This is a genomic window from Symploca atlantica LB2515 (genome assembly GCF_052546295.1).
This window is the reverse complement of record NZ_JBQWMT010000001.1, coordinates 5205240-5231600: the sequence shown is the minus strand read 5'-3', so window position 1 is coordinate 5231600 and position 26361 is coordinate 5205240. Positions and strand designations below refer to the sequence as shown.

General features: G+C 43.1%; 20 protein-coding genes and 1 pseudogene. 11 read left to right on the top strand and 10 right to left on the bottom strand.

Features of this window, described 5'->3' with window-relative positions; all coding sequences use genetic code 11:
• Positions 1-35: 35 nt before the first annotated feature.
• Complete coding sequence (locus ACT7WV_RS21760; protein WP_445105712.1) at positions 36-620, top strand: Npun_F5749 family FMN-dependent PPOX-type flavoprotein; 585 nt, start codon at positions 36-38, stop codon at positions 618-620.
• A 75-nt stretch (positions 621-695) separates the two neighbouring features.
• Here ACT7WV_RS21760 and cysE read toward each other — a convergent pair whose 3' ends face one another.
• The 4 genes from cysE to ACT7WV_RS21740 form a co-directional block, all read right to left on the bottom strand.
• Positions 696-1463 carry a serine O-acetyltransferase gene (gene cysE / locus ACT7WV_RS21755; protein WP_445104885.1) on the bottom strand — a complete coding sequence of 256 codons (768 nt, stop codon included), beginning with the start codon at positions 1461-1463 and terminating at the stop codon, positions 696-698.
• Between the two features lie 54 nt (positions 1464-1517).
• Positions 1518-1988, bottom strand: coding sequence for a hypothetical protein (locus tag ACT7WV_RS21750; RefSeq protein WP_445104884.1), 471 nt, complete (start codon positions 1986-1988; stop codon positions 1518-1520).
• 403 nt (positions 1989-2391) lie between these two features.
• Entirely contained in the window at positions 2392-3060 is a 669-nt protein-coding gene (locus ACT7WV_RS21745; RefSeq protein WP_445104883.1) for a phosphoribosylanthranilate isomerase, read from the bottom strand.
• Between the two features lie 63 nt (positions 3061-3123).
• Positions 3124-4896 (bottom strand): DUF3352 domain-containing protein, encoded by a 1773-nt coding sequence (locus ACT7WV_RS21740; RefSeq protein WP_445104882.1) that lies wholly within the window; start codon positions 4894-4896, stop codon positions 3124-3126.
• Between the two features lie 283 nt (positions 4897-5179).
• On the opposite strand from ACT7WV_RS21740, the gene ACT7WV_RS21735 reads away from it, so the two are divergent.
• The 3 genes from ACT7WV_RS21735 to ACT7WV_RS21725 all read left to right on the top strand — a co-directional run bounded on the left by ACT7WV_RS21735 (position 5180) and on the right by ACT7WV_RS21725 (position 7608).
• Positions 5180-5539 carry a rhodanese-like domain-containing protein gene (locus ACT7WV_RS21735; protein ID WP_445104881.1) on the top strand — a complete coding sequence of 120 codons (360 nt, stop codon included), beginning with the start codon at positions 5180-5182 and terminating at the stop codon, positions 5537-5539.
• A 287-nt stretch (positions 5540-5826) separates the two neighbouring features.
• A complete protein-coding gene (gene hrcA, locus ACT7WV_RS21730) occupies positions 5827-6909 on the top strand; it encodes a heat-inducible transcriptional repressor HrcA (RefSeq protein WP_445104880.1) in 1083 nt (360 codons plus the stop codon).
• A 33-nt stretch (positions 6910-6942) separates the two neighbouring features.
• Entirely contained in the window at positions 6943-7608 is a 666-nt protein-coding gene (locus ACT7WV_RS21725; RefSeq protein WP_445104879.1) for a DUF2834 domain-containing protein, read from the top strand.
• A gap of 5 nt (positions 7609-7613) precedes the next feature.
• Here the strand turns inward: ACT7WV_RS21725 and ACT7WV_RS21720 are convergent, their stop codons facing one another.
• The 5 genes from ACT7WV_RS21720 to ACT7WV_RS21700 all read right to left on the bottom strand — a co-directional run bounded on the left by ACT7WV_RS21720 (position 7614) and on the right by ACT7WV_RS21700 (position 11652).
• Positions 7614-8210 (bottom strand): hypothetical protein, encoded by a 597-nt coding sequence (locus tag ACT7WV_RS21720; RefSeq protein ID WP_445104878.1) that lies wholly within the window; start codon positions 8208-8210, stop codon positions 7614-7616.
• 308 nt (positions 8211-8518) lie between these two features.
• Positions 8519-9544: a glutathione S-transferase family protein gene (locus ACT7WV_RS21715; protein WP_445104877.1), complete on the bottom strand. Its 1026-nt coding sequence runs from the start codon at positions 9542-9544 to the stop codon at positions 8519-8521.
• A 486-nt stretch (positions 9545-10030) separates the two neighbouring features.
• Entirely contained in the window at positions 10031-10291 is a 261-nt protein-coding gene (locus tag ACT7WV_RS21710; RefSeq protein WP_445104876.1) for a hypothetical protein, read from the bottom strand.
• A 104-nt stretch (positions 10292-10395) separates the two neighbouring features.
• Positions 10396-11310 carry an alpha/beta fold hydrolase gene (locus ACT7WV_RS21705; protein ID WP_445104875.1) on the bottom strand — a complete coding sequence of 305 codons (915 nt, stop codon included), beginning with the start codon at positions 11308-11310 and terminating at the stop codon, positions 10396-10398.
• Positions 11311-11463: 153 nt separating this feature from the next.
• Complete coding sequence (locus ACT7WV_RS21700) at positions 11464-11652, bottom strand: DUF2949 domain-containing protein (RefSeq protein WP_445104874.1); 189 nt, start codon at positions 11650-11652, stop codon at positions 11464-11466.
• Between the two features lie 475 nt (positions 11653-12127).
• On the opposite strand from ACT7WV_RS21700, the gene ACT7WV_RS21695 reads away from it, so the two are divergent.
• Both ACT7WV_RS21695 and ACT7WV_RS21690 read left to right on the top strand, forming a co-directional pair.
• Positions 12128-13549 carry a C39 family peptidase gene (locus ACT7WV_RS21695; RefSeq protein WP_445104873.1) on the top strand — a complete coding sequence of 474 codons (1422 nt, stop codon included), beginning with the start codon at positions 12128-12130 and terminating at the stop codon, positions 13547-13549.
• A 150-nt stretch (positions 13550-13699) separates the two neighbouring features.
• A complete protein-coding gene (locus ACT7WV_RS21690) occupies positions 13700-13855 on the top strand; it encodes a hypothetical protein (protein ID WP_445104872.1) in 156 nt (51 codons plus the stop codon).
• Here the strand turns inward: ACT7WV_RS21690 and ACT7WV_RS21685 are convergent.
• On the bottom strand, positions 13833-15467 hold the full coding sequence (locus ACT7WV_RS21685; RefSeq protein WP_445104871.1) for a bifunctional metallophosphatase/5'-nucleotidase: 1635 nt from the start codon (positions 15465-15467) through the stop codon (positions 13833-13835). The genes ACT7WV_RS21690 and ACT7WV_RS21685 overlap by 23 nt on opposite strands.
• A gap of 475 nt (positions 15468-15942) precedes the next feature.
• Here ACT7WV_RS21685 and ACT7WV_RS21680 point away from each other — a divergent pair, with 475 nt between their 5' ends.
• From ACT7WV_RS21680 to ACT7WV_RS21660, 5 genes and pseudogenes are all read left to right on the top strand, one after another.
• Positions 15943-19158, top strand: coding sequence for a two-partner secretion domain-containing protein (locus tag ACT7WV_RS21680; RefSeq protein WP_445104870.1), 3216 nt, complete (start codon positions 15943-15945; stop codon positions 19156-19158).
• Positions 19159-19281: 123 nt separating this feature from the next.
• Positions 19282-20064, top strand: a pseudogene (locus ACT7WV_RS21675) (filamentous hemagglutinin N-terminal domain-containing protein); the annotation flags it as partial.
• Between the two features lie 1308 nt (positions 20065-21372).
• On the top strand, positions 21373-23715 hold the full coding sequence (locus ACT7WV_RS21670) for a CHAT domain-containing protein (protein WP_445104869.1): 2343 nt from the start codon (positions 21373-21375) through the stop codon (positions 23713-23715).
• Between the two features lie 250 nt (positions 23716-23965).
• Complete coding sequence (locus ACT7WV_RS21665; RefSeq protein ID WP_445104868.1) at positions 23966-24541, top strand: DUF924 family protein; 576 nt, start codon at positions 23966-23968, stop codon at positions 24539-24541.
• A gap of 3 nt (positions 24542-24544) precedes the next feature.
• Positions 24545-26248: an ABC-ATPase domain-containing protein gene (locus tag ACT7WV_RS21660; protein WP_445104867.1), complete on the top strand. Its 1704-nt coding sequence runs from the start codon at positions 24545-24547 to the stop codon at positions 26246-26248.
• Positions 26249-26361: the final 113 nt, after the last annotated feature.

The following is a 26361-nucleotide window of genomic DNA, read 5'->3' as shown; positions in this document are numbered from 1 at the left end:
TAATGGGAAGTCTAACGTTGCAATTTACTAAACCAATGTCTCTTGCTCCTTGGCGATCGCCCTTATCTCGCGCTCTTGACAAAAACCGCAGCTTGATGTTTTCCCGTTACTTCCAACTAGCAACGGTGCGAGATGACGGACATCCTGCTAACCGCACCGTTGTCTTTCGGGGGTTCTTAGAAGATACCAACAAACTGAAAATTATTACTGACGCTCGTAGCCAAAAAATTGACCAAATTCAGCACCAATCCTGGGGAGAAGCTTGCTGGTATCTTCCTAAAACTCGCGAACAATTCCGTCTGTCTGGTCAGCTAACTCTTGTCAATCAGGAGTACCCTGACGAAAAGCTCAGACAAGCCCGTCTGGATACTTGGCAAGCTCTTTCCGACTCTTCTCGTTTACAATTTACCTGGCCTGAGCCTGGTACAGCTAGAGTTGAAAAAGACGGGGCTTTTTCAGCACTGCCTCCAGAACAAGACCAGCCATTACCAAATTTTTGTTTGTTATTACTAGAACCGACGCAGGTTGACCATCTAGTTTTGCGGGGGGAACCCCAAAATCGATGGTTCTACCAGCAAAACATCTCTGGTGAATGGTTCAAACAAGCCGTAAATCCTTAAAGAGAGGTCATTTGCTGAGCAGGCTTAGAGCAGGTAGGGCAGATTGCCAACTTAAAAGTTAGGGTTACCTAAATTTTAAATACCAGCACCATCCAAAAACTGCTGAATTTCTTTGTCCCGGAGGCGGCAATTCTCAGCTAATTTAGCAAAAGAGTCGAACTCCTCAAGTTCGGAAGAAACTGAATGAATCACGGAAGCTGTTGAAGACTGCTGGCTGGTTAGAGTTTGCAGTTGTTGCTCTAATAGCTCGATACGGTCTACTAAAGCGCGAATCACTGCCGCTTCTGAATCCGGCAGACTACCATGCTCGAGTGGACTCACCCGAACGCCAGAGCGATAAACAACACGACCCGGAACACCGACAACAGTGCAATCAGAGGGAACGTCTCGCAAAACCACGGAACCAGCCCCGATGCGGACATTGTTGCCAATTTGGATATTGCCTAAAACTTTAGCGCCAGCGCCAACAACGACGTTTTCTCCTAGGGTAGGATGCCGCTTGCCACTTTCTTTGCCAGTACCACCCAAGGTTACACCTTGGTAAATCAGGGCATAGTCTCCGACAATGGCAGTCTCTCCAATAACAACACCCATACCGTGGTCAATGAAGACACCCTCACCGATGGTGGCTCCTGGATGAATTTCAATACCTGTCAAAAAGCGCGAGAGTTGAGAAAGAAACCTGGGAATCAAGGGAATTCCGAGCGTATATAACCAGTGACAAAGCCGATGAAAAAGTAGGGCTTGCAGACCAGGGTAGCAGAATAAAACTTCTAACCAGTTGCGGGCTGCTGGGTCACGCTCAAAAATGATGCGGAAGTCAGCAAGAAGCTTGGATAGCACAAGTAACTTCACCGATAAATGGTAACAATTTACAGACTATCTTATCTTTACTCACTACTCTTGCACAGTTAAGGTGTAATTCCACTTTTGACCAGGTTCAAAAGAGCCTACCCATACTTGGTATTCTCCTGCTGGCCAGTTCAAGTCGGTGATGCTGGCATCTTTACTAGGGCCCGTATCATCCCCGCAGCGAATCGTCTGGTTATTGGGTCCTCTGAGGACTAGCGTCGTGTCTTTGCCACCACTGTTGACTAGTACTTTCAAACTGGGAAAGCCTTTGTCTAGTACCAGAATATGATCAGGAGTTTCGTCGGCAAAACCGATGCAGGCGCTACCTTTTTGATCAAGATTAGCAACTGAAGATAGAGAATAAGAACCGCCTGTTTGACCAGTAAGTTGCCCTGCACTCTGAGAAAAACCTGGGGATAAGGTGACCTTACCGAAGTTTGAGGTTTGGGATACAGCGGCAGTCGCGCTTAGCACTACCATCGGAAGGAAGAAAAACTTACTATATAAGTGCAGCATAGTCCAAAAGCTCCCAGTAAAAGACTAGAGGTTTACTTTGTCTCTCTAGTTCCACTAGTCGAGCCAGGAATACAGGTAAGAATCTTGTTCCTGTCCTAACTCTTTGAGACTCTTAATACTCCTGTCTTAACCGAACCTGGGCAGTTAGATGCTAAAAAAGGTGACACTCTGCTAGCTGACACATACTGATTGGGTCCAATTAGGAATTTCGATGGATCATGCCCCTAATTATTTTGATTACACTACTGTTTATTACCAATTGGCTTTTTTCCGAAGCTTTGGTGTTATGGCCAGTAGATATCCTCAATTATTTTAAGCCCCTGACCTCCTTAACGTTACTAGTGGCCTTACTGGCATTCTTTTGGTGTTTTGGAGAATGAGTGTAGCTAGGAAAAATTTCCACTCAGGATCTAGAGAAACTTGCTGTAACTTTACTGAAAAACTGGGACAACTTCTTCTCGTCCAATTTGCCATTAGTACGAACACCACTACAAACATCCACACCAAAAGGTTGTACTTGTTGAATAGCGTCGGTAATATTATCAGGATTAAGTCCCCCTGCCAGGAAAACTGGCACTTCGACTAATTCCCGTATAAGTTTGCTAATTTTCCAATCGTGTACTTGTCCTGTATCACCTAGTTCAGGGACAGCCACAACAGAATCCAGCAATAGCCCAGAAACGTAAGGAGCAACAGCAACAGCCTCTTCTATTGATTCTTTTCCTGTAACCTGAATCACTTGGATCAGGGCAATTCCCGGTAATGCCTGACGCAAATCATCATAAGTCCCCAATTGCAGTTGCCCACAAATCTGAATAGCGTTTACACCCAAACGCCTTTGCTGGGCAACAATTTCTAAAGTATCTGGTTTACTGGTTAGCAAAAAAGAAGATACCGCAGGCGGCACTCTTGCTGCCACCTGGGCGATTAACCCTTCGGAAATTACTCTTGGACCACTAGGCATTTCTGAGACTAAGCCTAATGCCGAGGCCCCGTAACTAATCGCCATTTTTGCTTCCTGAACACTGCTAATGCAGCAAACTTTTACTCGGGGTATGGTTGTGGCTTCCATGAAATCCTACCTCGAATTCTCCAATATAGCAGTGGTTAGTAGTTTAGAAGACTAAAAATCTGGTTAGGCTTTTTTGCCATTTTTTAACCTGATAAACAATTGGCTGCGGTGGACACCTTGGTCGATACCATAGCTACTAATGCTGAGTGAGTGTAAATGATCTGATAGAGGTTTTGCTAGTAGTTGGGCTACTTGTACAATTGGTAATTGGTGCTTGAGAAAAGTTTTGCTCTTAGACCAGTCGAGATACAGGTAGCCATCATTTTGTTGAGGCAAAAGAGCGATCGCATTTTGAAATTGGTCACTCTTGAGCAGAGAATTGGAGCGTCCCTGAAGCGCTTGATCCATTGCCTCTACGGAACTAGTAAAAATTTCGTAATTCCCTACAGCCGCGTGGACACCCTGAACTTGTGCTTCTAACTGCATTACAGGTGCAGTTATTTTTGTCCGTCTTGTGCGATCAACGACAGTACTAGCCGCAGTTGTCAGTTTTGTCCAGGCTGTGATCTGTTGGTTTTTAAGGGAGAGATTACCCACACTGAGTCCTCGTTGTTTGGCAACAGTGTCTAGGCGCTCAATTGCCTCTTCTGTGGTTGTACCAGCAGTCTTTTGTGCCGCAAAAATCCAGTCAGGATAGTTGGCATTGGCACCTGGCAGCAGAGAAAGGGCATATTCTCCTTGTACCCAACTAAATATCTCTTCTGGTAGGTTGATACCCCAGCTTGACTGCAAGCTAGCCAAGGATTGCTCTAAGAGCGGTTTCAGAGTTTTATCACTAGCAAAACCTGTTGAGAGTCGATTCCAGAATTGGTTCAAATCAGTACCTGCGATCGCCAACGCACTCTTGGCGGGGATGTACTGCAAAGCATCCACTGGTTCCGAAAGAGCCGCTTTCCTGCTCTCATCGCTCAGTTGTGTGCCAACCGAAGCCGTTTGAGCCAGTAAACCTTGACGGTTCAACGAGACAGCGAGGGCTAAAGTTTCAGAACTCTGTAAAGTATCTTGCACTGGCATCGGTTGATTAGCTATCCACGCTGCCAAGGCGGGAAAATTAACAAAGCCAACACCGATACGAGGTTCCCTGAGGCTTTGCAATGTTTGTTGGTAAACGGGGTCATTCTCTAAGTTGAGGTTGACTGCCTGAACATTATTGATGGCATTGCGCAATACTTTGGGGTGATTGGCAAACAAGACAAAGCGATCGCCTACTACTGCACTAGTCAGTGTTTCGGGTGTTTGTAGCTGATCAGTACTAGTACTGGCAGATACCTCAAGCTGGTTGCGGGGGTGTCTGTAAATCAGGTTAACGCCTTTGTACTGTTCAAAAACTAAATCTGTTGTTCCAGCCAGCGCTTTTTCAGAGTAGAACAATTGCAGAAACTCCCGTGATCTCTGCGGATCTTTGGTCGTCAGTGCTAGTAAGTACCCAGGCTGTGCGGTATTTTGTCGGTTGCGGTCAAAGTCTAAAGAAGTCACAGCTAGGGTGATTTCGTCCCCAAGCCAAGGTTCGATGTCAGTGTGATAATCTAGACCAACATCAATATTTGCCAACAGGCTATTTTCCAGTTGGTTTAATTCAATACGCGATTTTCTGCGATTGGTGGGACGTGCCACTAGTTGCCGAAAAGCCTCTAAACTGTCGGGATTGACCAGCAATGAAACCATAGCTGGTGTCTGCTTCGGTACAAAAATAGCAGCGCTTGGCTTGGCTAAAACCCCGCCTTGCAGTAAATTCAGCGGACTTTGGGAGGTTAACCAGAAAAAGCCACCGACAGCAGTTAAAACTAGTACAGTGGCACTTGCTGCCAGAGTATAAAAGAACGAGCGTAGCTTCATTGTGAATTAAGGGCAGCGTCTGAGGCTGATTGAGATACATCATCATCAGTTCTACGCCTACTATTATTTCAGCTATTCGTCCTTACCAACCAGATAAACTTATCCTCTCAAGATGCAAAAACTTGTGATCACTCTTGCTGGAAAGGCGTGAGCATGCCCCTGTTTTCTAGAAAATTTATCTATTTTGATACTGTTGTGGTTGGCTTTTGGCAGTATCCTTATTGAAATAAACTTAATCAAATCTGATTTAGCGTCTTTATTTGAAAAAACTTAATTAAATCTGATGGCGAGTCAAGATTGGAATCAACCCATCCCCCAAATCAGCGTTGAACAAGTAGCTGAACGGATCGCCGAGTCAGCCGATGGGCTTCAGCTGATCGATGTGCGAGAAGCACAGGAAATTGCGATCGCTCACATTGAAGGCTTTGAGGTTTTGCCATTGAGCGAATTTGCCCAATGGTCGCAACAAATCCCCACTCGCTTTGATTCAGAGACGGAAACGCTGGTGTTATGTCATCATGGCATGCGCTCAGCCCAGATGTGCCAATGGTTGATGAGTCAGGGGTTCACTAACGTCAAAAACATTGTGGGTGGCATTGATGCTTACTCGCTGCTTGTTGATGAAAGTATTCCTCGATACTAGTCCCAGTTCACTAGCATCCCCGACTGTGAATTTATTTTGTTATCTTAAAGCCAAGCCCGATTAGGACAGCAGCGTCGGCAACCAACTAAGTTGGTAATGGAAAAGCAAAGCAAGTTTTCTCCCCAAGCAGGTTTAGAAGTGGTTACCACGCCATTAACAGCGCGATGACCTGTATCAACCCTTAGAGAGAAACCAGTCTACAAGATCAGCAGTTTACTGTGGAATTCTCATCTAAACAATCATTTGCATCTATTGAAAACCTGATTAGGTTCAGCTAAATATTATCTATGCAAATGAGTTTGACTAACCGGCAACAACAGGTTCTTTGGGCAACCATCCGTCATTATATTGCGACGGCAGAACCAGTGGGTTCTAAAGCGCTGGCTACGGAGTATGACCTTAGTGTTAGCCCTGCCACAATTCGTGCTTGTATGGGGGTTCTGGAAAAATCAGGGCTATTGTACCAGCCCCACACCTCCGCAGGCAGAGTACCCTCTGATTCTGGTTACCGAATTTATGTTGACCAGCTAATTACCCCCGCAGACGAACTAGGACGCCAAGTAGAGCATTTCCTCACAGACAAATTGAACTCGGAAAATTCGAGTTTTGATGCGATCCTCAGGGATGCAGCGCGCATTCTCTCTACTGTCAGTGGCTATATTGCCCTGATTACTATGCCACAAACTTGCAGCACCCGCTTAAGGCATTTGCAGTTAGTGCAGCTAGAGTCAAGGCAAGTAATGTTAATTGTGGTGACGGATGCTTATCAGACACAATCTATGGTCATGGGAATGCCCCCGTCAGCAACAGAGGAACCTCTTGATAGCTCGATTGTAGAGCGGGAGTTACAGATTTTATCTAACTTTTTGAATAGTAAGTTACGAGGGCAAGCCCTCAATGAAATCGCTACCCTTGATTGGAGTGAGCTAGATCGAGAATTTGCCCAGTATGCTGATTTTTTGAGAACTTTACTCACCGACTTAACCCGTCGCACTAAAGCACCAATATCTACACCAATCATGATTAGCGGTGTTTCAGAAGTGTTGCGTCAACCGGAGTTTTCGGAGTTACAGCAAGTCCAGATGCTGCTGCACCTTTTGGAAAGGGAACAGGACCAGCTATGGTCAGTAATTTTTGAGTTACCGGAAGGGCTTGATTGGCAAAGTCGAGTTTCTGTGAAGATTGGCTCAGAAAATCTCTTAGAACCAATGCGTAGTTGTGCTCTAGTTTATGCTAACTACCAACAGGACGAAGTACCAGTTGGTAGTGTAGGCGTTATTGGCCCCACCCGGATGATTTACGAAAATGCGATCGCTTTAGTTGAAGCAGCTGCTAATTATCTAACTGGTGCCTTAAGTCAAACAACATAAGAGGGTATATTCTGCTGCTTTGTGGACTTCTTGATGAATAGAAAAATTGGATTTGGCTTACTTTGGATTGGCTTCATTGCCTATGCGTTTCTCTTAGCACCTCCCGATCAACCAGACACAGTAGAACTAATTACTAATCTTTCTACCGGCAAGTGGCAAGGTATCAACCCCTTAATTATTGCCCTGTTCAATATCATGGGCATCTGGCCACTGATTTATAGCTGCTTAGTCTTTATCGATGGTAAGGAGCAAAAAATTCTAGCATGGCCTTTTGCCATAGCCTCTTTTGGTATGGGAGCCTTTGCCTTATTACCCTATTTAGCACTACGCCAGCCTAATCAGGATTTTACTGGCTCTAAAGATATCTTCCTCAAGATTTGGGATTCCCGTTGGCTTGGCATTGCCTTGACAGTGGGGACTCTAATTCTCTTGAGCTTTGGCTTAATCAAAGGTGATTGGGGCAGTTTTATTGAGCAGTGGCAAACTAGTCGCTTTATTCACGTCATGAGCTTAGATTTTTGCCTGTTGTGCCTCTTATTTCCAGCACTACTGGGAGATGATCTGACCCGTCGGGAATTGAAAGATTCTCCTTGGTTTTGGGTGGTGGTGCTGCTGCCTTTGTTGGGGCCGCTATTATACTTGTGTCTACGTCCACCCTTACCAGATGCTGAGAAAGAGTTGGCTAGTAGCAGTCAGTAAGCAATTTAAAAGTTGCAAGCAGGAGGCTGTGGGTTTTGTTTCTCCACCTCGGCCGCAAATTCCTTGGGCAAAGTTACTGGGTTAAACCCCTGTGCCACTGTACCGCGCTGAGCCTGAGTACCATAGCCGTTAGGGTGTAGATGTGCCCGCACAATTATTACCTGAGTTGGCTGGATAGCTACTGGACTACCAGAGCGTGTAAAAGGCTGTTCGCTAGCATGACTATGCAGTAGCACTCGGCGATAAAGTAACTCTCCTTGTTCGCTAAGGACTTCCCACCAATCAGCGTATCTATCGCAGCCAGTGTCGGGACTATTTACAGTAACAGCAAAGGTGTAGTTCCCTGGCGAACCCGTGGCTGAAACAGAAAGTATCTCTGCTGAAGATGAAGCTTGAGCAGTTTCTGGAGAAGTAGGAGATTCTCTGACTGTTGATGGTGCCGATGAACTTGCCTCGGTGTTAGTATTCGGGGAAACTGAGCATCCCGGCATTAATCCGAGCAAGGCTACAGCCAAGGTAGTAGTTATTAACCGAGCCAACATAATCCTAATCTTGTTTAAGGAAAACCATGCTACCGAACTTGAGATAGGGCTGGTAAGCATTAGCATCTCCATCGCAGCTTATCGAGATCTGATAGGCTTGTCTCATCCATAACAGAGAATTTGATAACCAATAGCAAGACCACAATAACCTAGATAAGGAAAGAGGAGGTTATGTGATTTCTTTAGACCAATTGTGTCTCCTTGTTTGTGTTGCTTTGATGAGTATGGGGTTCATTTTTGTTGCTTATCTGTGCGCGGCACATCCTTATATATTCAATCTAGGTTTCTAGTAATATATTGCTTAAGCGGCGCATTACCTTAGTCCTTGCTTAGTTCCAGAAACGCTGCAAGTGATTAAGTTTAAGTGTCTAATCCTGCAAGTTGAGTTGCTTGTTCATGCTTTCGCGCCCATGGGGTTCCAGGAGGCTTGTCACATCAGGGCCAGAAGGAATTATGCCGCCTGGATTAAGGGGGAAGAGATTTCCGTAGTAGTCCCTCTTAACATCCTCTAGGCTACAGGTTCCAGCAACTCCGGGAAGCTGATAGAGGTCACGTAAGTATAGTCCAAGGTGTTTATAGTCCTGAATTCTCCGGCGGTTGCACTTAAACAAGCCGTAGTAAACTACATCGAAGCGAAACAGCGTAGTGAACAGGCGCACGTCCGCAAGCGTTACACCGTTTCCACAGAGGTAGCGATTGATTGAGAGTGCTGCGTCAATCTCATCGAGTACGGCAAATAGTTCCTCACAAGCTTGATTGTAGGCTTCCTGAGTTTGCGCAAAGCCACAGCGATATACTCCGTTATTCACTGAGTGGTAGATTTTTTCGTTCCATTGATCAATTTTCTCCCTTAACTCCTCTGGGTAGAGATCTAATGTTGGATGATGGGCAAACTCGTTGAATTCCGAGTTGAGCATCACGATAATCTCTGCACTCTCGTTGTTGACAATTTTCTTGGTTTGTTGGTCCCACAGTACAGGAACTGTGCAACGCCCCTGATATCCAGATTCTGCCAGTTGGTAAAGTTCAGGTAGTGTACGACAGCCCTCCTGCTCAGAATTAAATACCCAGATCCCTTCGTTGGTAGAAGGAGAGGCAACGAACACCGATATTACCTCTTCTAGACCTTTGAGAGCGCGAACAACCAGGGTTCGGTGTGCCCAAGGACACCCTAAACCGACGTAGAGGGAGTAGCGACCTGCTGCGGCTTGGTAGGGGTTTGCTGCTTCGGTTCCGATAAAGCTGTTGAAATTGCTAGTGGGACGAATATACTCTCCTGAGCGATTGCGGGGGGCGAGTCTCGACATCATGAGATGCCACAGAGTTGTCCAGACAAACTTTCCCAGTCTTACTATAAGTGTCGGGGGAAGTGGATTGCCCTTCTTCTTGAGCATGATTTCAAACTCCCTTAGTACTAACCAATACGCTGATTATAGGAGCTGATTTTAATCAAGATGGCTAATCTACACAGATGGGTAAGTGATTAAGACTCCCTCCGCTTGAAGTGACAAAATATAAAATTGGTGATAGTCAATAGAAAATGGAGAATGGATGTTATTAGCCGAATACTAGTGTACAAGCCAATTTTAGATTTTCAATTAACTGTTAACCCGCGCGGTGAAAATTAACTATCAACCTGTAAAGAGACAATAATCTAATGAAATATATTACCTATTTTTGCGTTTGCTCCGGCTAATTTTATCCAGAGTTTAGTTAGGTATAAGGTATTTTTTTTAATTAACCTCTTATAAGTGAGCAGAATTATTACACGAGCGGAGAAAGTTTAGTTAAGAGGAATTTAGGAGCGGCTTTAGCAGAATAATTAAAGCAATATCAATCTTGCTCTCAGCAAAACTCGCTCCCATCAGGCTAGAATTATTCTAAACTGCCTCTGGCTCTCCTTCAGTTTCAGGATACAAGCCCAGTGCTTTAGATAATTCACGGGCAACATGCATCAAAAACCCGGACGTTTCCTGATTTCCTTGGTGTGCTAGGGTTGTTGCCACCCTTACTAGCATTAGCACTAAGCCTGAATCCATCAAGTCTGGCTTGGCTTCTAAAACTTCCGGTTCCTGACCATTGGGGCACTTGATTAGTTCATCAATTAGACCCAAATAAGCTTCTTGACGTTGTTCATCCATGGGACTATGCTTCTATCACCAAAGCCATTATTGCTTTAGCTACTAATAACCAAACGTTCGATTTGATACAAATGAAGCCATTAAAGAAGGTTCGTAATTAAAAATTAAGAATTAAAAATCAGCAACTCACTCGGTTTATCTCGGAATTCTAGAAGGTGATGTGCTGTGTTCTGAGGTCGCTCTAGGTGAGGGACGTGACCAGAATTGCTGATCCAAATCAATTGAGAATTAGCGATCGCTGCCTTAAGTCGGTAGGCATCGGTAGTACCGAGGATCTGATCAAACTCTCCCCACAAAATCAGTGTCTGTTGCTTTATCTGTGATAGTTTTTCTTTAAAAGAACCGTAACCTCCAGTTTTGGTAAAAGCTTTCAACGCCCCATTCCAATTAGCCTCTTTTAGATGTAATTCAGCGCATAATAAGGAATCCGAGGTAACGAAGCTTTTATCATAATAAGCATTTTTGCTAATACTTTTGCGGACTTGAGGACGACGCAAAAACTTAACAGCTAAGTCATCTAGAGGCCAAAACAAAAACTTGCCAAGAGTTGGGCCAGCACCATAACCAGCACTACCGATAAGTACCAGTTTCTTAACAGCTTGGGGATAATCTAGAGTAAAGTCAATTGCTGCTGCTCCTCCCATAGACGCGCCGACTAAAATAACTGGTTGGTCAATCAGAGTTTTCCAGAAGTGGTAAAGATGGGTTTTAATTGCTGCTGGACTGAAGGGAATTTCTGGCAATCTTTGAGTGAATCCAAAACCCAATAAATCAATAGCCCATGTCTCGTTTTCGGCAGCAAGTAATGGCAACAAACGACGAAACTCTAGCACAGAACTATCAAAACCGTGCAGTAAGAGAATTGGCGTCCCACCACTACCCTGACGTACATAAGTTGTCGCGATTGGCTGCTTACTGAGAGTTGTATTAATTGAAGTTTGTTGGATACTTTGAGCAACAGCAATAGATGCGGCTTCAGTTAACTGGTTAACTTCGAGCGGCAGAAAAGTGGTAGACATGAATGTTCAAGCAGAGAAGTCTAGTACCAGTATCCCAACAAGATACATAAATGTTAAGTAAAAAATAAATATTTCTTGATTCCGCTGCAGTTATCTCTTAATATTTGCCTAACAGATCAAAAGGCTGGTACAAACTCAAAAATTTAGTATTGATTACTGTTCTAGCCAATCGAAAATTAGCTGTAACTGCTCCAGTGTGACCAGCCCATACTGCCAAAGAATCATTGGTAACAGGCTAGGAGTTTGTTCTCGATGGCGCAGAGCAATCTCAATCGAAGCGACAGGAATCGACAAATCATGTTGCAAGAAGTTAACTAATTTTTTCTCTAATGTAGACTTCATCGGATTCTTTGGTAGCTGTACATAGTGTCAAGCTGACATCAAGATATCAGGAACGGTATTAATTTGGCTTCGCCCATTGGATTCACCTGATCGGGTGATTTTTTCCTAGGCATCGACTAAAGCTCAAGACGAAATTGGGTTTACTAAGTACTCTATATCTGGTCTTAATCAGCTAAGTATTTATCTGGTAAGTTTTGATTTTTTATGCATTCCGTGTTTTGCCCGACAGAGAGTCTTACAAAGAAAAACCTGCTTCGGGTTAGATGAAGCAGGTTTAGTAACTCTTGTGTGTGGATCATCCAGTGCATCTTCCATTGACCCATCGGGTAAGATTGGGGAAGTTACGCAGATTGTTACATAAGTTAACAAACAAATTCGTTCCAGCCTTGGGTTTAGAAGTTAGCTTTCCTGGAAAAAAGCTGTAAGAGGTTAAATTTAAATTGCACTTCCACTTCACAGGGTACATCAGAAAATTATGGACACTTTCGCCTCTCAGGTAAAAACCTTTAATAACGGTTCGCTCAGAAAACTGCCCTTACCAGGGGTAGAACTGATCAAAAAGTTTGAAGGATGTCGTTTGCAAGCTTATCCTGACCCTATAACTAGGGGCAAACCTTACGCCATTGGCTGGGGATGTACTCAAAAAAAAGACGGCAGTGAGTGGTCACTCGGTGATCAAATAACTCAGGAAGAGGCTGACGAACTTCTAATTTATCAGCTAGAAAAGAACTATTTACCATCCCTAGAAAAAATTCCTGTATGGCAGGAGTTAAACATCAATCAGCGGGGAGCATTATTGAGTTTTGCTTACAACTTGGGTGCTTACTTCTACGGGGGAGAAAATTTCCAGACAATCACTAAAGTCTTGAAGAGTAAGCGGTGGGATAAAATTAAATCTGCGTTACTTTTATACAGGAATCCTGGAAGTCGAGCGGAAGCAGGTTTAAGGCGCAGGAGACTCGCAGAAGCCCAACTTTTTCTTACACAAGCCAACACATTTGCTTCTGAATTCTTATCACAAGAGTTGATAGAAAGCTCTACACAAAAGCTTACAGAAGATAAGAATACTTCCCTTGCTTCCAATTCTCGACCAACTCTCTGGTTGAGCATTACTCAGGATACCATTGCCAAGCAATCTGCCCTAAGAAGTGAAGAGCTACCTGATTCCGAAAAAGAGTATATCTCTGCTGGTCACAGATTTCAAATTCTCAATTATCAAGCCATAGCTTCAAAAATTGGCCCTCATATTGGGGTAACTTTTATTTCAGCTATTACACTTAAAGAACGCTCTACCTGGGTTTTCTATCAACATCACATTGAAATTGTTCAAGATGATGGAAAAAAACTAATTGGCAAGCATTCAGAAAGGGACTCTTTACCATCTTTTGTCAATCTTCCCATTTCTTATTTCAGTCAACGAGACAATCGCTTCCAGCCACAAAAAACATGTAATGTTACTAGCGTTGCCATGTGCCTTTATTACTATGGCATTCGCCCTCAAAATCGTGATGAACAGTTAGAAGATGAACTTTTTCAGCTTTGCCAACAGCATGGATGGAATAAGTATGCTCACAATCATCTAGCTAAAGTTTTTCAAGTGTACGGAATTCAAGACCGATTTAAGATTGACGCTACTTGGCAGGAAGTAAAAGCACATTTAGCGAACAAAAATCCAGTTATTTACTCAGGAAAACTTACTCATTCTGGTCATATTATTGTCTTGAGAGGATATGACGATACTGGCTTTTGGGTAAATGATCCTTGGGGTGAATACTTCCCCAGTGGCTACCAGTCAAATAAATCAGGAGAAAACTTGCACTACTCTTACGACCTTTTAAAACGAGTAAGTATGGCGGGTCAAGATAAAACTTGGGCTCACTTTCCAGAAAAACGATAGCCTCACATCATAAGCTGACGCCTCTAAAAGTTTGAGGATTGGCATTCCCCTCCCCAAAAGAACGCCAATCCATTTATTTACTCCTAATTTGCGTAATCCTCTAGCTAGAGACAGATAAGTTAATAACAGCACTGATGAGGAGTAACAATCATGGAGCGTCTGATATCGAGCATTTTTGTGACTAGTTGCTTATGGATAATTGCTAATCTTTACGGCTACGAAAAGCTACAGCCAGCTAATCACCAATTAAGCAGCGCAAATTCGCCTGACTTGAACAAAGCTTCTATGATGACTTGGCATCGATAGGCTCTTTTGCTTGCTGAATACGTCCTTCAACCTGAAGATTAAGTGGTGATTTCGCTGCAATGTACTCTATCACCACATCAGACTGGAGAAAACCAGTATCGATTTTGTCCTTACCTTGAGTGAAAATGCTGTAGCCATCGCCACCATTAAGCAGGAAACTATTAGTAACAACTCGGTAAGTAGCAGAAGAATTAATTGGCTTATAGGAACTGTCTTGAGCCCGCACTTGAATATCTGTAACGCGTTTACCTACAGGAGCTGACTCTTGCCAGATGAAGCGTAACCCACTAACCTGAGGGAAACTACCACCGCCTTCTGAGATATTACTAACCCCATTCTCCAGTGCTTGAGCAATCTGACCACCTGTTAGATCAAGTCTGCTAATTGTATTGCCAAAAGGCAGCACTTCTAGTACTTCACTCACGGTCACTTCACCCTTGGGGATGCTAGCACGAATACCACCACTATTGATAATAGCAATTTGAGTTTTATCAGGACTAGTTTTAGCGAGAATTGCATCAGCAATTAGGTTACCCAAATTAGTTTCAGAAGTACGCACATCGGCACGCTCTCCATTGAGCATGACAGTTGAAGAACCGATTACCTTCTGCCGTAAAGCTTGAATGGGTTTTTGATACTTTTCTAGTTTGGTTATAAAAGCAGCATCTGGTTGAATTTGGGCATCTAGCGCATGGGGTTCTCCTGTCCAAGAAACTAGCTGACCTTTTGAGTTAAAGGTAACATCAAGATCACCTAAATACTTACCCCATTCCCAATCTGTAACTACTAGTACTGGAGAGCCATCGGGTGTTTTTTCTACTACTGGGTAGGGATTTTTAGCACCGATAATATTACCAACTGGGGTATGAGTGTGCCCTCCAATAACAACATCGATACCAGGAACTTGGCGTGCTAACTGTAAATCTTGAGGGAAGCCGATATGAGTAAGGGCAATGATTTTATTAACACGTTGAGCAGTTAAGTCTTTTACCGCAGTTTGAGCAGCAGCAATGGGGTCTGTAAAAGTGACTCCATCTCCTGGATTAGAGAGAATAGCTGTCTCTGGGGTAACTAAACCGAAAATGCCTATTTTTTGCCTATTCATTGTGAGAATTACCCAAGGTTTAATTAAACCCTTTAGGGGTGAAGTTGCTACTGTTTGAAGGTTGGCACAAATAATAGGAAACTCAGCACCTTTAACGAAATCAGCTAATACTTTTTGTCCTTTGTCAAATTCATGATTGCCGATTGTGGCAACGTTGTAATCTAAGGCGTTATAAAAATCGAGATCAGCTAATCCCAGATATTGATTAAAGAAGAGTGTTCCTTGAAAGATATCGCCAGCACTCAGCAGCAGTAAAGGTTCGCGGCTGGCTTTATTCTCAGCCCGAAGCTGCTCAACTAAAGTGCTGCGTCTGGCAATACCACCGAATTCGCGATCGCCTACTTTGGCTGGTTCTAGGTGAGCATGGTGATCGTTGGTGTGCAGAAGCCGCAGTGCGAAGTTCGGTTGTTCTATGTCAAAGGCAGAACGCAGCAGCATTAACAATAAACCCAAAAAGAACAAAACCAAGAGCAATCTAAACCGCAGCTTAGGTAACATAGGGGTCATTAACTAGTAACTCTTCACCCAACTAGATTAACCAGATTTTTGCCGTCAAATAGTTAAATTAATATTTTCCAATATTCTTTACTGAGAGCTACACAATCTGGCTATTTATTTGACCGCAGTTCTGGTGTTATGGGTTCTTTTTGATAGTTTATTGCCAGATATCTGATATGGTCCCGATATTTTTCCTTCATCGGTGTCCTTCATCGGTGTAAGATATTCTGTCTACAATCCCTGCGAAATAAAGACTTTATCTGAAGACTAACTTAACTATTAAGTAAACTTATATGAATTTTCAGGGTATTTTCTCGGAAAAACATAATGTTTTTGTGTAGTTTATAGTCTCCAGGATAAATGTCTAATTAATCATTCTCTTTGTCTGCCATTTTTCAAGCAACTTGAGGTAGAACTAACCTCCGAGTAACTCTTTACTAAAATTCAAAAAAATCATCCAAAATTATTGTTCAAACTAAAGATAATGAAACTCTCTACCCTAAGCATTATTTGTTCCGTAGCATTGGGTTTTTCCAGCATTGCTTGTAGTTCAGCACAAGGGCAATCTATTACACCAGAATTGGGTTCTAATAGTGCTGGTACTTTAGTTACTCCTAATGGTAACTCTTTAGAGATTACTGGCGGTACTCTATCAGGAGCTAATCTTTTCCATAGTTTTCAGCAGTTTGGTCTTAATGCTAATCAGATTGCCAACTTTTTGTCTAACCCTAACATTGAAAATATCTTAGGTCGAGTTGTTGGTGGCAATGCCTCGGTAATTAACGGTTTAATCCAAGTTACAGGTGGCAATTCTCACCTATTTTTAATCAACCCTGCCGGGATAGTTTTTGGTAACAATGCTCGTCTAGATGTGCCTGGTTCTTTTACGGCAACTACTGCCACAGGTATTGGTTTTGGGGAGAGTTTATTTAATGCTGTTGGCTCAAATGACTACGCAACATTAGTCGGTAATCCTAGTAGTTTTGCTTTCAGCACAACTAATTCTGGGTCAATTGTTAATGCGGGGCAATTGGCAGTAGGGCAAAATTTAACTTTGTTGGGCGGTAGTGTGATTAGTACTGGTGAAATCTCAGCGCCAGGGGGTCAGATTACGATAGCAGCAGTGCCTGGAGAGAATCGGGTGCGTATTTCTCAACAAGGACAGGTGCTGAGTTTGGAGTTACAGGCTATTGAGAGTAATGTAGTCAACCCACTACCTTTTACGCCTTTAGCATTACCGGGATTGTTGACTACTGCTGATGTAGTGGATGCGACTGGATTGGCAGTTAATGATGATGGCACGGTATCGCTGACGGGTTCTGGTGTCGGTATTAATACAGAAACAGGTACAGTAATTGCTTCTGGGAGTCTGAATACTAGGGATACTCCACTAGGACAGACTGGAGGTAATGTGCAAATTCTGGGAGCCCAGATAGAACTGGTGGGTGTTGATGTTAATGTTTCTGGAAACCTAAGTTTAACAACTCAAAATGATATAGAAATCCAAGAATTTAGTAACTTGAGTGCGGGTGGAAACCTCAGCCTGAATGCTCAGGATAATATAAATGTCACGGATAGTCGATTAGAAGCAATTGGGAACATAGAGTTGCTGGCACAAGATACAGTAACAGTGGAAAACACTTCTCCATATTTTGCCACAGGGGAACTATCTTCCGATCCTTCCCAAGATAAAATATTGCTCGATACTTTTGTGATTCAAGCTGAAGGAAATCTATCTCTTCAAGGTAATAATGCCATCAATCTTCAGACACAAGATAAATGGTTTCAAAGTGGCAGTGACCTCAGCCTGGTTAGTGATGGCACGATTACAGCCAACGCTCGCTTCGCCAGTGGTGGTGATTTCTTGACTCTTGACACATCAGCTAATCCCAAAGACTTTAGCTTCACCTCCGTTAATTCAGGTGGGATTATTAGCTCAGCAGGAGATGTCAGATTTGACAGTTATGAAGGTCAAGCTCTCAAGGTAGAAGCTGGAGGAAGCATTTTTGTGGGAAGTATCAATGAAAATGGAGATTTTGTTCCAGGAGATATCGTTATCTTAGAACCAAATACTTCCTTTGTTGATGGTATAGATTCTAATGAGCCAATTGTGGCTAAAGACCCAGATATTCCATTGTTAACTAGTAGTCCAGCTCTGATTTTGAGAGCAGGTGTAACCGAACTAGAAAACATCCCCAACGTTCCTGATGAGCCAGTAGGCAGAACAACTTTCACATCTACTGAAGAAGCATCATCACCAGGAAATATAGAAGTAGGAAATATTGACACTTCTGCTGGTGGCAAAAGTGGACCCATAATTTTATCGGCTACAGGCAATATCTTAGTAAAAGATGTTGATACCACTGGCTTTTATGATGACACGGACACGGGTCCTGTCAGTTTATTCGCCCTCGGCGATGCAGTATTAGGAAATATTGACACTCAAGGTAGTTCTGTAACCTTGTCTACCATAGGCAATATGGTAGTGGGAAATATTGATACCAATGGCTTCGGTAACAGTAGCTCTGTAACTTTATCTGCTGAGCAAGGAAGCATTGAAGTTAGCACCATTGACACTGGAGCTGGTGGGATTGACATTAAAGCTGGAGATTTTTTTAGAGCCACAGGCTCCAAGAAAGAAGATTTTTTCGATATAACAACGGGTCATCCAAACTTAGTAGCTTTTCTGGAGGCTCAGGGAATTTCTACAGATAAAGAAGTAGCCTTGGATGCCAGTAATCTTTCAGTAAGTATTATCGCCAGACCTGGAGCTGCAACAAGCGGTCTATTCACTGCTCCCATTACTATTGAATATGGAGGTGCATCTAGAACATTAATAGATACAATATTCAGGGGAAGTGGCATTCCTAGGCGTATTCTTGTGAGGGGAGGATCTCAAGGATTTGTTGTCGGACCAGCCTTTCAAGATAATGTTCCCTTTGTACCAAATAATTCCGAGGATAGCTTAGCTAGCTTTGATCCAAGTGATCCTTTTCTTTTCAAAATTAATACAAATAATCCCTTTGACTTTCCTTCTGATCAATTTCCTAGTGATTACAGTGGTACGGTTGGAGGTATTGCTATAGGCGCTGGCAGTAATGCAGGCATGTATGGCTCTTTTCTCGGTAGAGCATTTGAGCCAATTAAACCAACGGAAGTAGTTGTTCCCCAAGAAAAAAATGTAGGCGGTGGCGGTAATGGCTCCGGTGATGGCACTAACGTCGGTGGTGGCGGCAATGGCTCCGGTGGTGGCACTAACGTCGGTGGTGGCGGCAATGGCTCCGGTGGCGGTACTAACGTCGGTGGTGGCGGCAATGGCTCCGGTGGTGGTACTAATGAACCCACTCCTGATAAGCCAGACGAAGGTAACTCTGAAATTGCCACTCAACCATTCCAGTCACAACAAAGACAGGCAGAACTGACCAAACGCTGTCAAAACGATGAAGACTCCGACGATGATGAGGAGTGCGAAGAACAACAACTTATCCAACAACAAAACACTGAGCAGAGAATACTGCGCCTCGATTTCCAACTGCCAGAAGGAGAAAATACTCAGCCAAACAACTCAACTGTGCCCAGGCAATCCATACCGGAATTACTGACAGGCGGCAATGCAGGTAACGCTACAGAAGTAAACCTCAATAACAATGGACAAATTGAACTGAGAGGTTCTGGCGCAAGTGCAGAAAACTCACAGTAAACAGTCAAGAAAGACGTAATCAGCGCTACATTAGACTGGCATCAATAAATTTACGCTAAAGTGTTAGCCGTGAAACTCTCTACCCTAAGCATTATTTGTTCCGTAGCATTGGGTTTTTCCAGCATTGCTTGTAGTTCAGCACAAGGGCAATCTATTACACCAGAATTGGGTTCTAATAGTGCTGGTACTTTAGTTACTCCTAATGGTAACTCTTTAGAGATTACTGGCGGTACTCTATCAGGAGCTAATCTTTTCCATAGTTTTCAGCAGTTTGGTCTTAATGCTAATCAGATTGCCAACTTTTTGTCTAACCCTAACATTGAAAATATCTTAGGTCGAGTTGTTGGTGGCAATGCCTCGGTAATTAACGGTTTAATCCAAGTTACAGGTGGCAATTCTCACCTATTTTTAATCAACCCTGCCGGGATAGTTTTTGGTAACAATGCTCGTCTAGATGTGCCTGGTTCTTTTACGGCAACTACTGCCACAGGTATTGGTTTTGGGGAGAGTTTATTTAATGCTGTTGGCTCAAATGACTACGCAACATTAGTCGGTAATCCTAGTAGTTTTGCTTTCAGCACAACTAATTCTGGGTCAATTGTTAATGCGGGGCAATTGGCAGTAGGGCAAAATTTAACTTTGTTGGGCGGTAGTGTGATTAGTACTGGTGAAATCTCAGCGCCAGGGGGTCAGATTACGATAGCAGCAGTGCCTGGAGAGAATCGGGTGCGTATTTCTCAACAAGGACAGGTGCTGAGTTTGGAGTTACAGGCTATTGAGAGTAATGTAGTCAACCCACTACCTTTTACGCCTTTAGCATTACCGGGATTGTTGACTACTGCTGATGTAGTGGATGCGACTGGATTGGCAGTTAATGATCATGGCACGGTATCGCTGACGGGTTCTGGTGTCAGCCAACCTAATCCCCAGAAATCTACTACATCTATCGACATGTCCCGGGCATCAGGTAATATTCAGATAGCCAATATTGAAACAGTTAATGGTGCAGTAAATTTGGTGGCGGTTGGTAACATTGCAGTTCAAGAAACTTTAACTGGTGGCTCTTTAAACCTATCGTCTGTTGAAGGTAATATTAGAGCAGTAGAAAAAGGCAAAATTAAAGGTGTTGACTCAATAAATATTGCCGCATCGGGGGATATCACAACAGGTAATATTGAAATTGGTGATTCACCTAACAAAAATAATACAAGTCGTGATTCTTTGAGTATAATTTCTGGTACTGGCAATATTACCACAGGTGATATCAGCGTTGGGGGGCCTCAAGGTGGTGGTAGAGAAGGTGATAAAAGTAATGATAGTAGCCAAAATAGCGCTACTTTAGTTAGCTTATTAGCTAATAATGGCAATATTGAAGTTTCAACAATCAACAATAGAGCCAAAGGTGGAGAAATTGAAATTATAGCTGGAGGTACTTTCCGAGCTACAGGTACTCTTAAAAGAGGGGCCAATGCTAGTAATGATAATCCTACTGAATTACCTGACAGGGCAGCATTAGTTGAGTTTCTGAGAGAAGAAACCGGACTAGAGGAAACTGCTTTGACTAGTTTAGTTGATTCTCTGATTAGTGAACAAACTAGCGAAGATCAAATTACCAGCATTAGAATTAATCCAACTCCGGCTGATTCACCAAATGGTGGTGATTTTGCCGCCCCGGGGACTTCTTTAGTTCGTATTCAGCATGGGGGCGATTTTTTTGTTTCAGGCCCGATTGCGCCGAGTAATAATACTCTAAATATAGATAATCTTTGTCAAGGTAACAGTTGCCGTATACTCAATATAAACGCACTACCTGATAATGCCAGTGGTACGGCTGGAGCAATTGTTCTCGCCACTAGTAACGCTAATTTAATTCAGTCTTTCCCAAACAGGGTTTTTACTCTAGATTCACCAGGAAGCTACATTCAGTTAACTCGCGGTAATCCTAAACCCAATACCAATGAAACTAGTAATGCTAATACTAGCAATAATCTCTCAGTTCTCACTCCAGCACTAGAATTAGAAGAAAAACAAACCAGGCGAGTCAACCGCTGCCGGGGTTATAGACAAAAATGTCAAGATATAAAATTACTTACACTGGAAGACTTGCAGTTACAACTACTTTATCTAAATTTAAATCAGTCAACAGGAACTGAGCCTGAACCATAAATCTCTAGCCTTTAATTGGTACTAACGAGACGATTTCTCTGAACAACTATGCAACCCTACCAACTTGCTATAACTGCCCTCGTTAGCTTCCTAATCACTGTCTCAATGCCCTTAAATTTTGAGTCAGTAGCAATACTTTCTCCATCACTGACAGCAGTTCAGACTCAGGCAGAATCCCGTAAAGCCGAGGCAGAACAACTATTTCAACAAGGATTTGAACAGTATCAGCAGGGTCAATTAGAAACTGCCGTCGAGTTTTGGCAACAGGCACTAAAAATCTACCAAGAACTCCAAATAAGGGAAAAAGAAGGGGCTGTATTAGGTAATCTTGGCATTGCTTACAAGATTCTAGGCGAGTATGCTGTAGCTATTGATTTCCATCAACAAGCCTTGGCAATCATGCAGCAAATTAAAGATCGTCAAGGAGAGGGGCAGGTTCTAGGAAATTTAGGTAATGCTTACGAAGCTGTGGGGGAATATGAGAAAGCGATCGCATCCTATCAACAAAGTTTTGCTATTGCCCAAAAACTCAAGGATCTTCCAGGAGAAGCGATCGCTTTAGGAAATCTAGGGGCAATTTACGCCACCTTAGATGATAATGACCAAGCAATCAAGTATTACGAACAAAGTTTGCTCATTGCTCAAGAAATTAAAAACCCAGAAATAGCAGGATTTCTGCTTAATAATTTAGGTACTCTTTACTATACACAAAACAACGTTAGTAAAGCACTGGCAACTTATCAACAGAGTTTGGAATTTGCCCAAGCTGTCGGTAATCAACAACTAGAAAGCGAAGCATTAATCAATCTGGGAACAGCGTCGGAAGATTTAGGCAATCATGCTCAGGCAATTGAACACTACAATGAAGTTTTAAAAATTGCCCAGGAAAATGGCGATCGCCGCCTAGAAAAATCTGCTTTCAATAATCTAGGACATGCCTTATTTAACTCCGGAAATCTTGTAGAGGCAGAGAGTAAACTACGAGAAGCAATCAAGATTTTGGAATCTCTGCGGCCAGGATTAAATGATACAGAAAAAGTGTCAATTTTTGACACTCAAATTCTCTCCTACAATCTACTACAACAAATCCTCATCGCTCAAGATAAATTTGAGGCGGCTTTGGAAGTTTCTGAGCAGGGTAGAGCAAGAGCATTTGTCGAATTATTAGCTAAGCGTTTGTCTTCCGAAGTAGCAGAGCAATCTCGACTTAATTCTGATTCACCAAGCATTGCCAAAATTAAACAAATTGCCCAAGAACACAATGCTACCATAGTTGAATATTCTCTAGTTCCTGACGAAGATTTCAAGGTTCAAGGTAAGCAACGAGGCGAAACCTCAGAAATTTTAATTTGGGTAATCCAGCCTACTGGTAAAATAGCATTTCGTCGCGTTGGGCTGCAAACAATGCGACAGCAAAATGAGACTACTCTTGCCTCATTAGTCGCTAGCAGTCGTGAATCTATGGGGGTCATTGGTCGGGGTTTTGTGAATTTAGTTCCTAAACCAGAAAATCAACAAACAGAGGAAGTTAGTCTTACCGAAAGTTTACAGAAGTTGCATCAACTTTTGATTGAACCGATTACTGAATTTTTACCTACTGACCCCAATGCTCGTGCAATCTTTATTCCTCAAGAATCTTTATTCTTAGTGCCTTTTCCAGCTTTGCAAGATGCTTCTGGTAAATACCTTATTGAAAAACATACTATCCTCACCGCACCAGCGATTCAAGTACTTGATTTAACTTATGAGCAAAGCCAAAGTGTTTCGGAGTTAGCCCAGGATATTTTAGTAGTGGGCAATCCTACCATGCCAACCTTTAAGAATGGTGATAATCTTGAGCAACTACCACCGTTACCAGGTAGCGAACAAGAAGCTTTGATGATTGCCAGTATTCTTAATACTAAAGCCCTAATTGGTGACCAAGCAACTAAAGTAGAAGTTGTACAAAAATTGCCCAAGGCTCGACTAATCCATCTAGCTACCCACGGACTACTTGATGATATCAAAAACTTGGGCATACCAGGTGCGATCGCCCTTGCTCCTTCAAAAAATGATGACGGCTTTCTCACCGCTGGAGAAATTTTAAATCTAAAAATTAATGCTGAATTAGTTGTCCTTAGTGCTTGTGATACGGGACGGGGAGAAATTACAGGGGATGGAGTGATTGGACTGTCCCGTTCTTTAATTGCTGCCGGAACTCCTAGCGTAATTGTCTCTCTGTGGACTGTACCCGATCAACCTACTGCTCTATTAATGACAGAGTTTTATCGCTATCTCCAGGAAAATTCTGATAAAGCCCAAGCCTTGCGCAGTGCGATGCTCGCTACTAAGAAAAAATATTCTTTGCCCTACAATTGGGCAGCATTTACATTAATTGGCGAAGCTGAATAGAATAAGTACAGTTAAGTATTTACTTTTACGGGTAAATTATGAGTGGTGACAGGATATCGGAGAAGCTGAAAGAAGGTCTTTCTCATGCAGATATTCTTGAAACTGGCAGCCTGGATAACTTCTTGAGTTTGAACAGGTTGCGATATAGATATTTGAAAGAGTTCATGAATTTTAAGCAATCACGAGATAGCTACCTTTCATCTATGGTTCTTATTGCACAAGCGTAGTCTTGGCAAAAGGTCTAATAAAAATGTCACAAACTGATGAGATTTTAGATTTTTGGTTCGGTAAGCCTGATGAAGAGGACTATGGAAAACCCCGCAAAGTCTGGTTCCAGAAAAACTCCGAGTTTGACCAAAAAGTGCGATCACGTTTTCTGATAGATTACCAACAGGCTGCTTCCGGTCAACTAGAACACTGGAAGAGCTCACCCCGGGGCTGTCTAGCATTAATTATCCTGCTTGACCAATTCCCGCGCAACATGTTTCGCAACCAGCCCCAAGCCTTTGCCACTGACCCCCAGGCTCTTTCCACTGCCCAGCATACCGTTGCTCAAGGTTTTGATCAAGAACTATTGCCAGTACAGCGCTGGTTCATCTACTTACCCTTTGAGCATAGTGAGAACCTCGCCGATCAACAGCAGTGTGTCGAGTTATTCTCAACTCTCAAAGATGACCCCAATAGTGCCAGTACAATTAATTACGCCTACCAGCATCTCGCCGTTATCGAACGCTTCGGGCGTTTTCCTCACCGCAACGCAATTCTTGGTCGAGAAACAACCCGAAAAGAAGCGGAGTTTCTCCAGCAACCTAGTTCATCGTTTTAGTTAATGACTAATCAAGAGAATCTACATCAGCAACTACTACAACTAAACGATCGCAATTACAAAGCTTACAAAGATATCAAAGGAACCTACAAATTTCCTGAATTCACCTTAATTATTGACCGTGTTCAAGGAGATCCGTTCGCCACACCCAGCCAGATACGGGTACAAATACCACCTTCAATCGCAGGTTTTCCCTGCCAACTATATCGAACTCGTAGCCGTGAAATTGCTCTATGCGATTACCTGACTCGGCAGTTTGAGATGGCCGCAGGGGCAATAAGTCATCGGCGAGGAACAGGAAAAAGTGGCTTAATAGCGATCGTCCGTGTTGGTCAATCGGTGCTAGAACGCACTTCAGTTTTGATCAAAAACGGGTTAGTCGAGGCGAGGTTTGTTGTTGGACTACCGGCCCGAGGTCGTCGTATTGCAGGCCGTCAAGCAGCGCAAATGTTCTGCGAAGACATACCAGAAATTGTTGCCCAAGCGCTCAAGTATCCCTCTCTAGATCACACAAAAATTCAGCAGCAAGTAGAAACGGTAGAAGATACAGACTGGCTACGTCAACAGTTAACCAAGCGAGGGTTAGTTGCCTTTATTGCTGATGGTGCCATACTACCTCGACGCAGTGGGGTTGATCAACGACCTTTATTAGATGAGGCTGTACCCTTTCAATCTCCGGAGACACTACGAGTTGAATTTATCTGCCCTAACCAGGGATTAATTACTGGCATGGGTATCCCCTCAGGTGTTACCTTAATAGTCGGTGGTGGTTATCATGGCAAATCTACCCTGCTCAAGGCGATTGAGTTAGGCGTTTACAACCACATTCCTGGTGATGGTCGTGAACTGGTGGTCACTCACCCCGCAGCGGTTAAAATTCGCGCCGAAGATGGTCGCAGCATTGCTAATGTAGACATTTCTCCTTTTATTAACCAGTTGCCCCAAGGGCGTTCTACGATTAACTTCTCAACTGCCAATGCCAGTGGCAGCACTTCGCAAGCAGCAAATATTATCGAAGCACTGGAGGTCGATGCTCAGCTACTACTCGTCGATGAAGATACTGCTGCTACTAATTTTATGATTCGTGATCGCCGCATGCAACAACTAGTTGCTAAAGATCAAGAACCAATCACGCCATTTATTGACAAGGTAAGACAACTATACGCTGACTATGGTGTTTCGACTATTTTGGTGATCGGTGGTAGCGGTGATTACTTTGATGTAGCTGATCAGGTAATTGCCATGGAAAACTTCCAGCCCAAAGATGTTACCGAACAAGCAGGGACAATTGCTCAGCAATATCCCACAGAACGTAACTCCGAAGGCGGTCAACGTTTTGGTAGTATTCAAGAGCGTGTCCCACAACCAGAGAGTATCGACCCCAGCCGTGGTCAACGGGATGTTAAGCTCAAAGTCAGAGATCTGGATGAATTAGTATTCGGTACTGAAGAGATTGATTTATCTGCCGTTGAGCAAGTTGTGGAAGTCGGGCAGTTAAGAGCGATCGCATTTGCTATTGTCTATGCCAAGCAGCAATACATCGACGGTTGCCAGACAGTTCCAGAGATTCTCCGTCTTGTCATGGCAGATATTTCGTCGCAGGGATTAGATATTCTTACCAACTTGCCAGAAGGCAATCTCGTAGAATTCCGTCGTTTTGAGCTAGCAGCTGCCCTCAATCGCCTGCGCACTCTCCAAATCAATTGAGAAGGCAGAAGGTAGAACTAAGACAATAATTAAAATCACTTTTGTCTAATTTTTGATCAAACAAAGATAATAAACATAGCTTAATTTATAGCTTAATTTATAGCTTAATTTAT

Bases quoted from the DNA above. Each gene is read 5' to 3' on its own strand.
- ACT7WV_RS21760 (WP_445105712.1), top strand. From the start codon at position 36: ATGTCTCTTGCTCCTTGGCGATCGCCCTTATCTCGCGCTCTTGACAAA.
- ACT7WV_RS21725 (WP_445104879.1), top strand. From the start codon at position 6,943: ATGAATAGAAAAATTGGATTTGGCTTACTTTGGATTGGCTTCATTGCC.
- ACT7WV_RS21720 (WP_445104878.1), bottom strand. From the start codon at position 8,210: ATGCTTACCAGCCCTATCTCAAGTTCGGTAGCATGGTTTTCCTTAAAC.
- ACT7WV_RS21745 (WP_445104883.1), bottom strand. From the start codon at position 3,060: ATGGAAGCCACAACCATACCCCGAGTAAAAGTTTGCTGCATTAGCAGT.
- ACT7WV_RS21700 (WP_445104874.1), bottom strand. From the start codon at position 11,652: ATGAAGTCTACATTAGAGAAAAAATTAGTTAACTTCTTGCAACATGAT.
- ACT7WV_RS21660 (WP_445104867.1), top strand. From the start codon at position 24,545: ATGACTAATCAAGAGAATCTACATCAGCAACTACTACAACTAAACGAT.
- ACT7WV_RS21665 (WP_445104868.1), top strand. From the start codon at position 23,966: ATGTCACAAACTGATGAGATTTTAGATTTTTGGTTCGGTAAGCCTGAT.
- ACT7WV_RS21750 (WP_445104884.1), bottom strand. From the start codon at position 1,988: ATGCTGCACTTATATAGTAAGTTTTTCTTCCTTCCGATGGTAGTGCTA.
- ACT7WV_RS21735 (WP_445104881.1), top strand. From the start codon at position 5,180: ATGGCGAGTCAAGATTGGAATCAACCCATCCCCCAAATCAGCGTTGAA.
- ACT7WV_RS21715 (WP_445104877.1), bottom strand. From the start codon at position 9,544: ATGCTCAAGAAGAAGGGCAATCCACTTCCCCCGACACTTATAGTAAGA.
- ACT7WV_RS21710 (WP_445104876.1), bottom strand. From the start codon at position 10,291: ATGGATGAACAACGTCAAGAAGCTTATTTGGGTCTAATTGATGAACTA.
- ACT7WV_RS21740 (WP_445104882.1), bottom strand. From the start codon at position 4,896: ATGAAGCTACGCTCGTTCTTTTATACTCTGGCAGCAAGTGCCACTGTA.
- ACT7WV_RS21670 (WP_445104869.1), top strand. From the start codon at position 21,373: ATGCAACCCTACCAACTTGCTATAACTGCCCTCGTTAGCTTCCTAATC.
- hrcA (WP_445104880.1), top strand. From the start codon at position 5,827: ATGCAAATGAGTTTGACTAACCGGCAACAACAGGTTCTTTGGGCAACC.
- ACT7WV_RS21680 (WP_445104870.1), top strand. From the start codon at position 15,943: ATGAAACTCTCTACCCTAAGCATTATTTGTTCCGTAGCATTGGGTTTT.
- ACT7WV_RS21685 (WP_445104871.1), bottom strand. From the start codon at position 15,467: ATGACCCCTATGTTACCTAAGCTGCGGTTTAGATTGCTCTTGGTTTTG.
- ACT7WV_RS21695 (WP_445104873.1), top strand. From the start codon at position 12,128: ATGGACACTTTCGCCTCTCAGGTAAAAACCTTTAATAACGGTTCGCTC.
- ACT7WV_RS21705 (WP_445104875.1), bottom strand. From the start codon at position 11,310: ATGTCTACCACTTTTCTGCCGCTCGAAGTTAACCAGTTAACTGAAGCC.
- ACT7WV_RS21690 (WP_445104872.1), top strand. From the start codon at position 13,700: ATGGAGCGTCTGATATCGAGCATTTTTGTGACTAGTTGCTTATGGATA.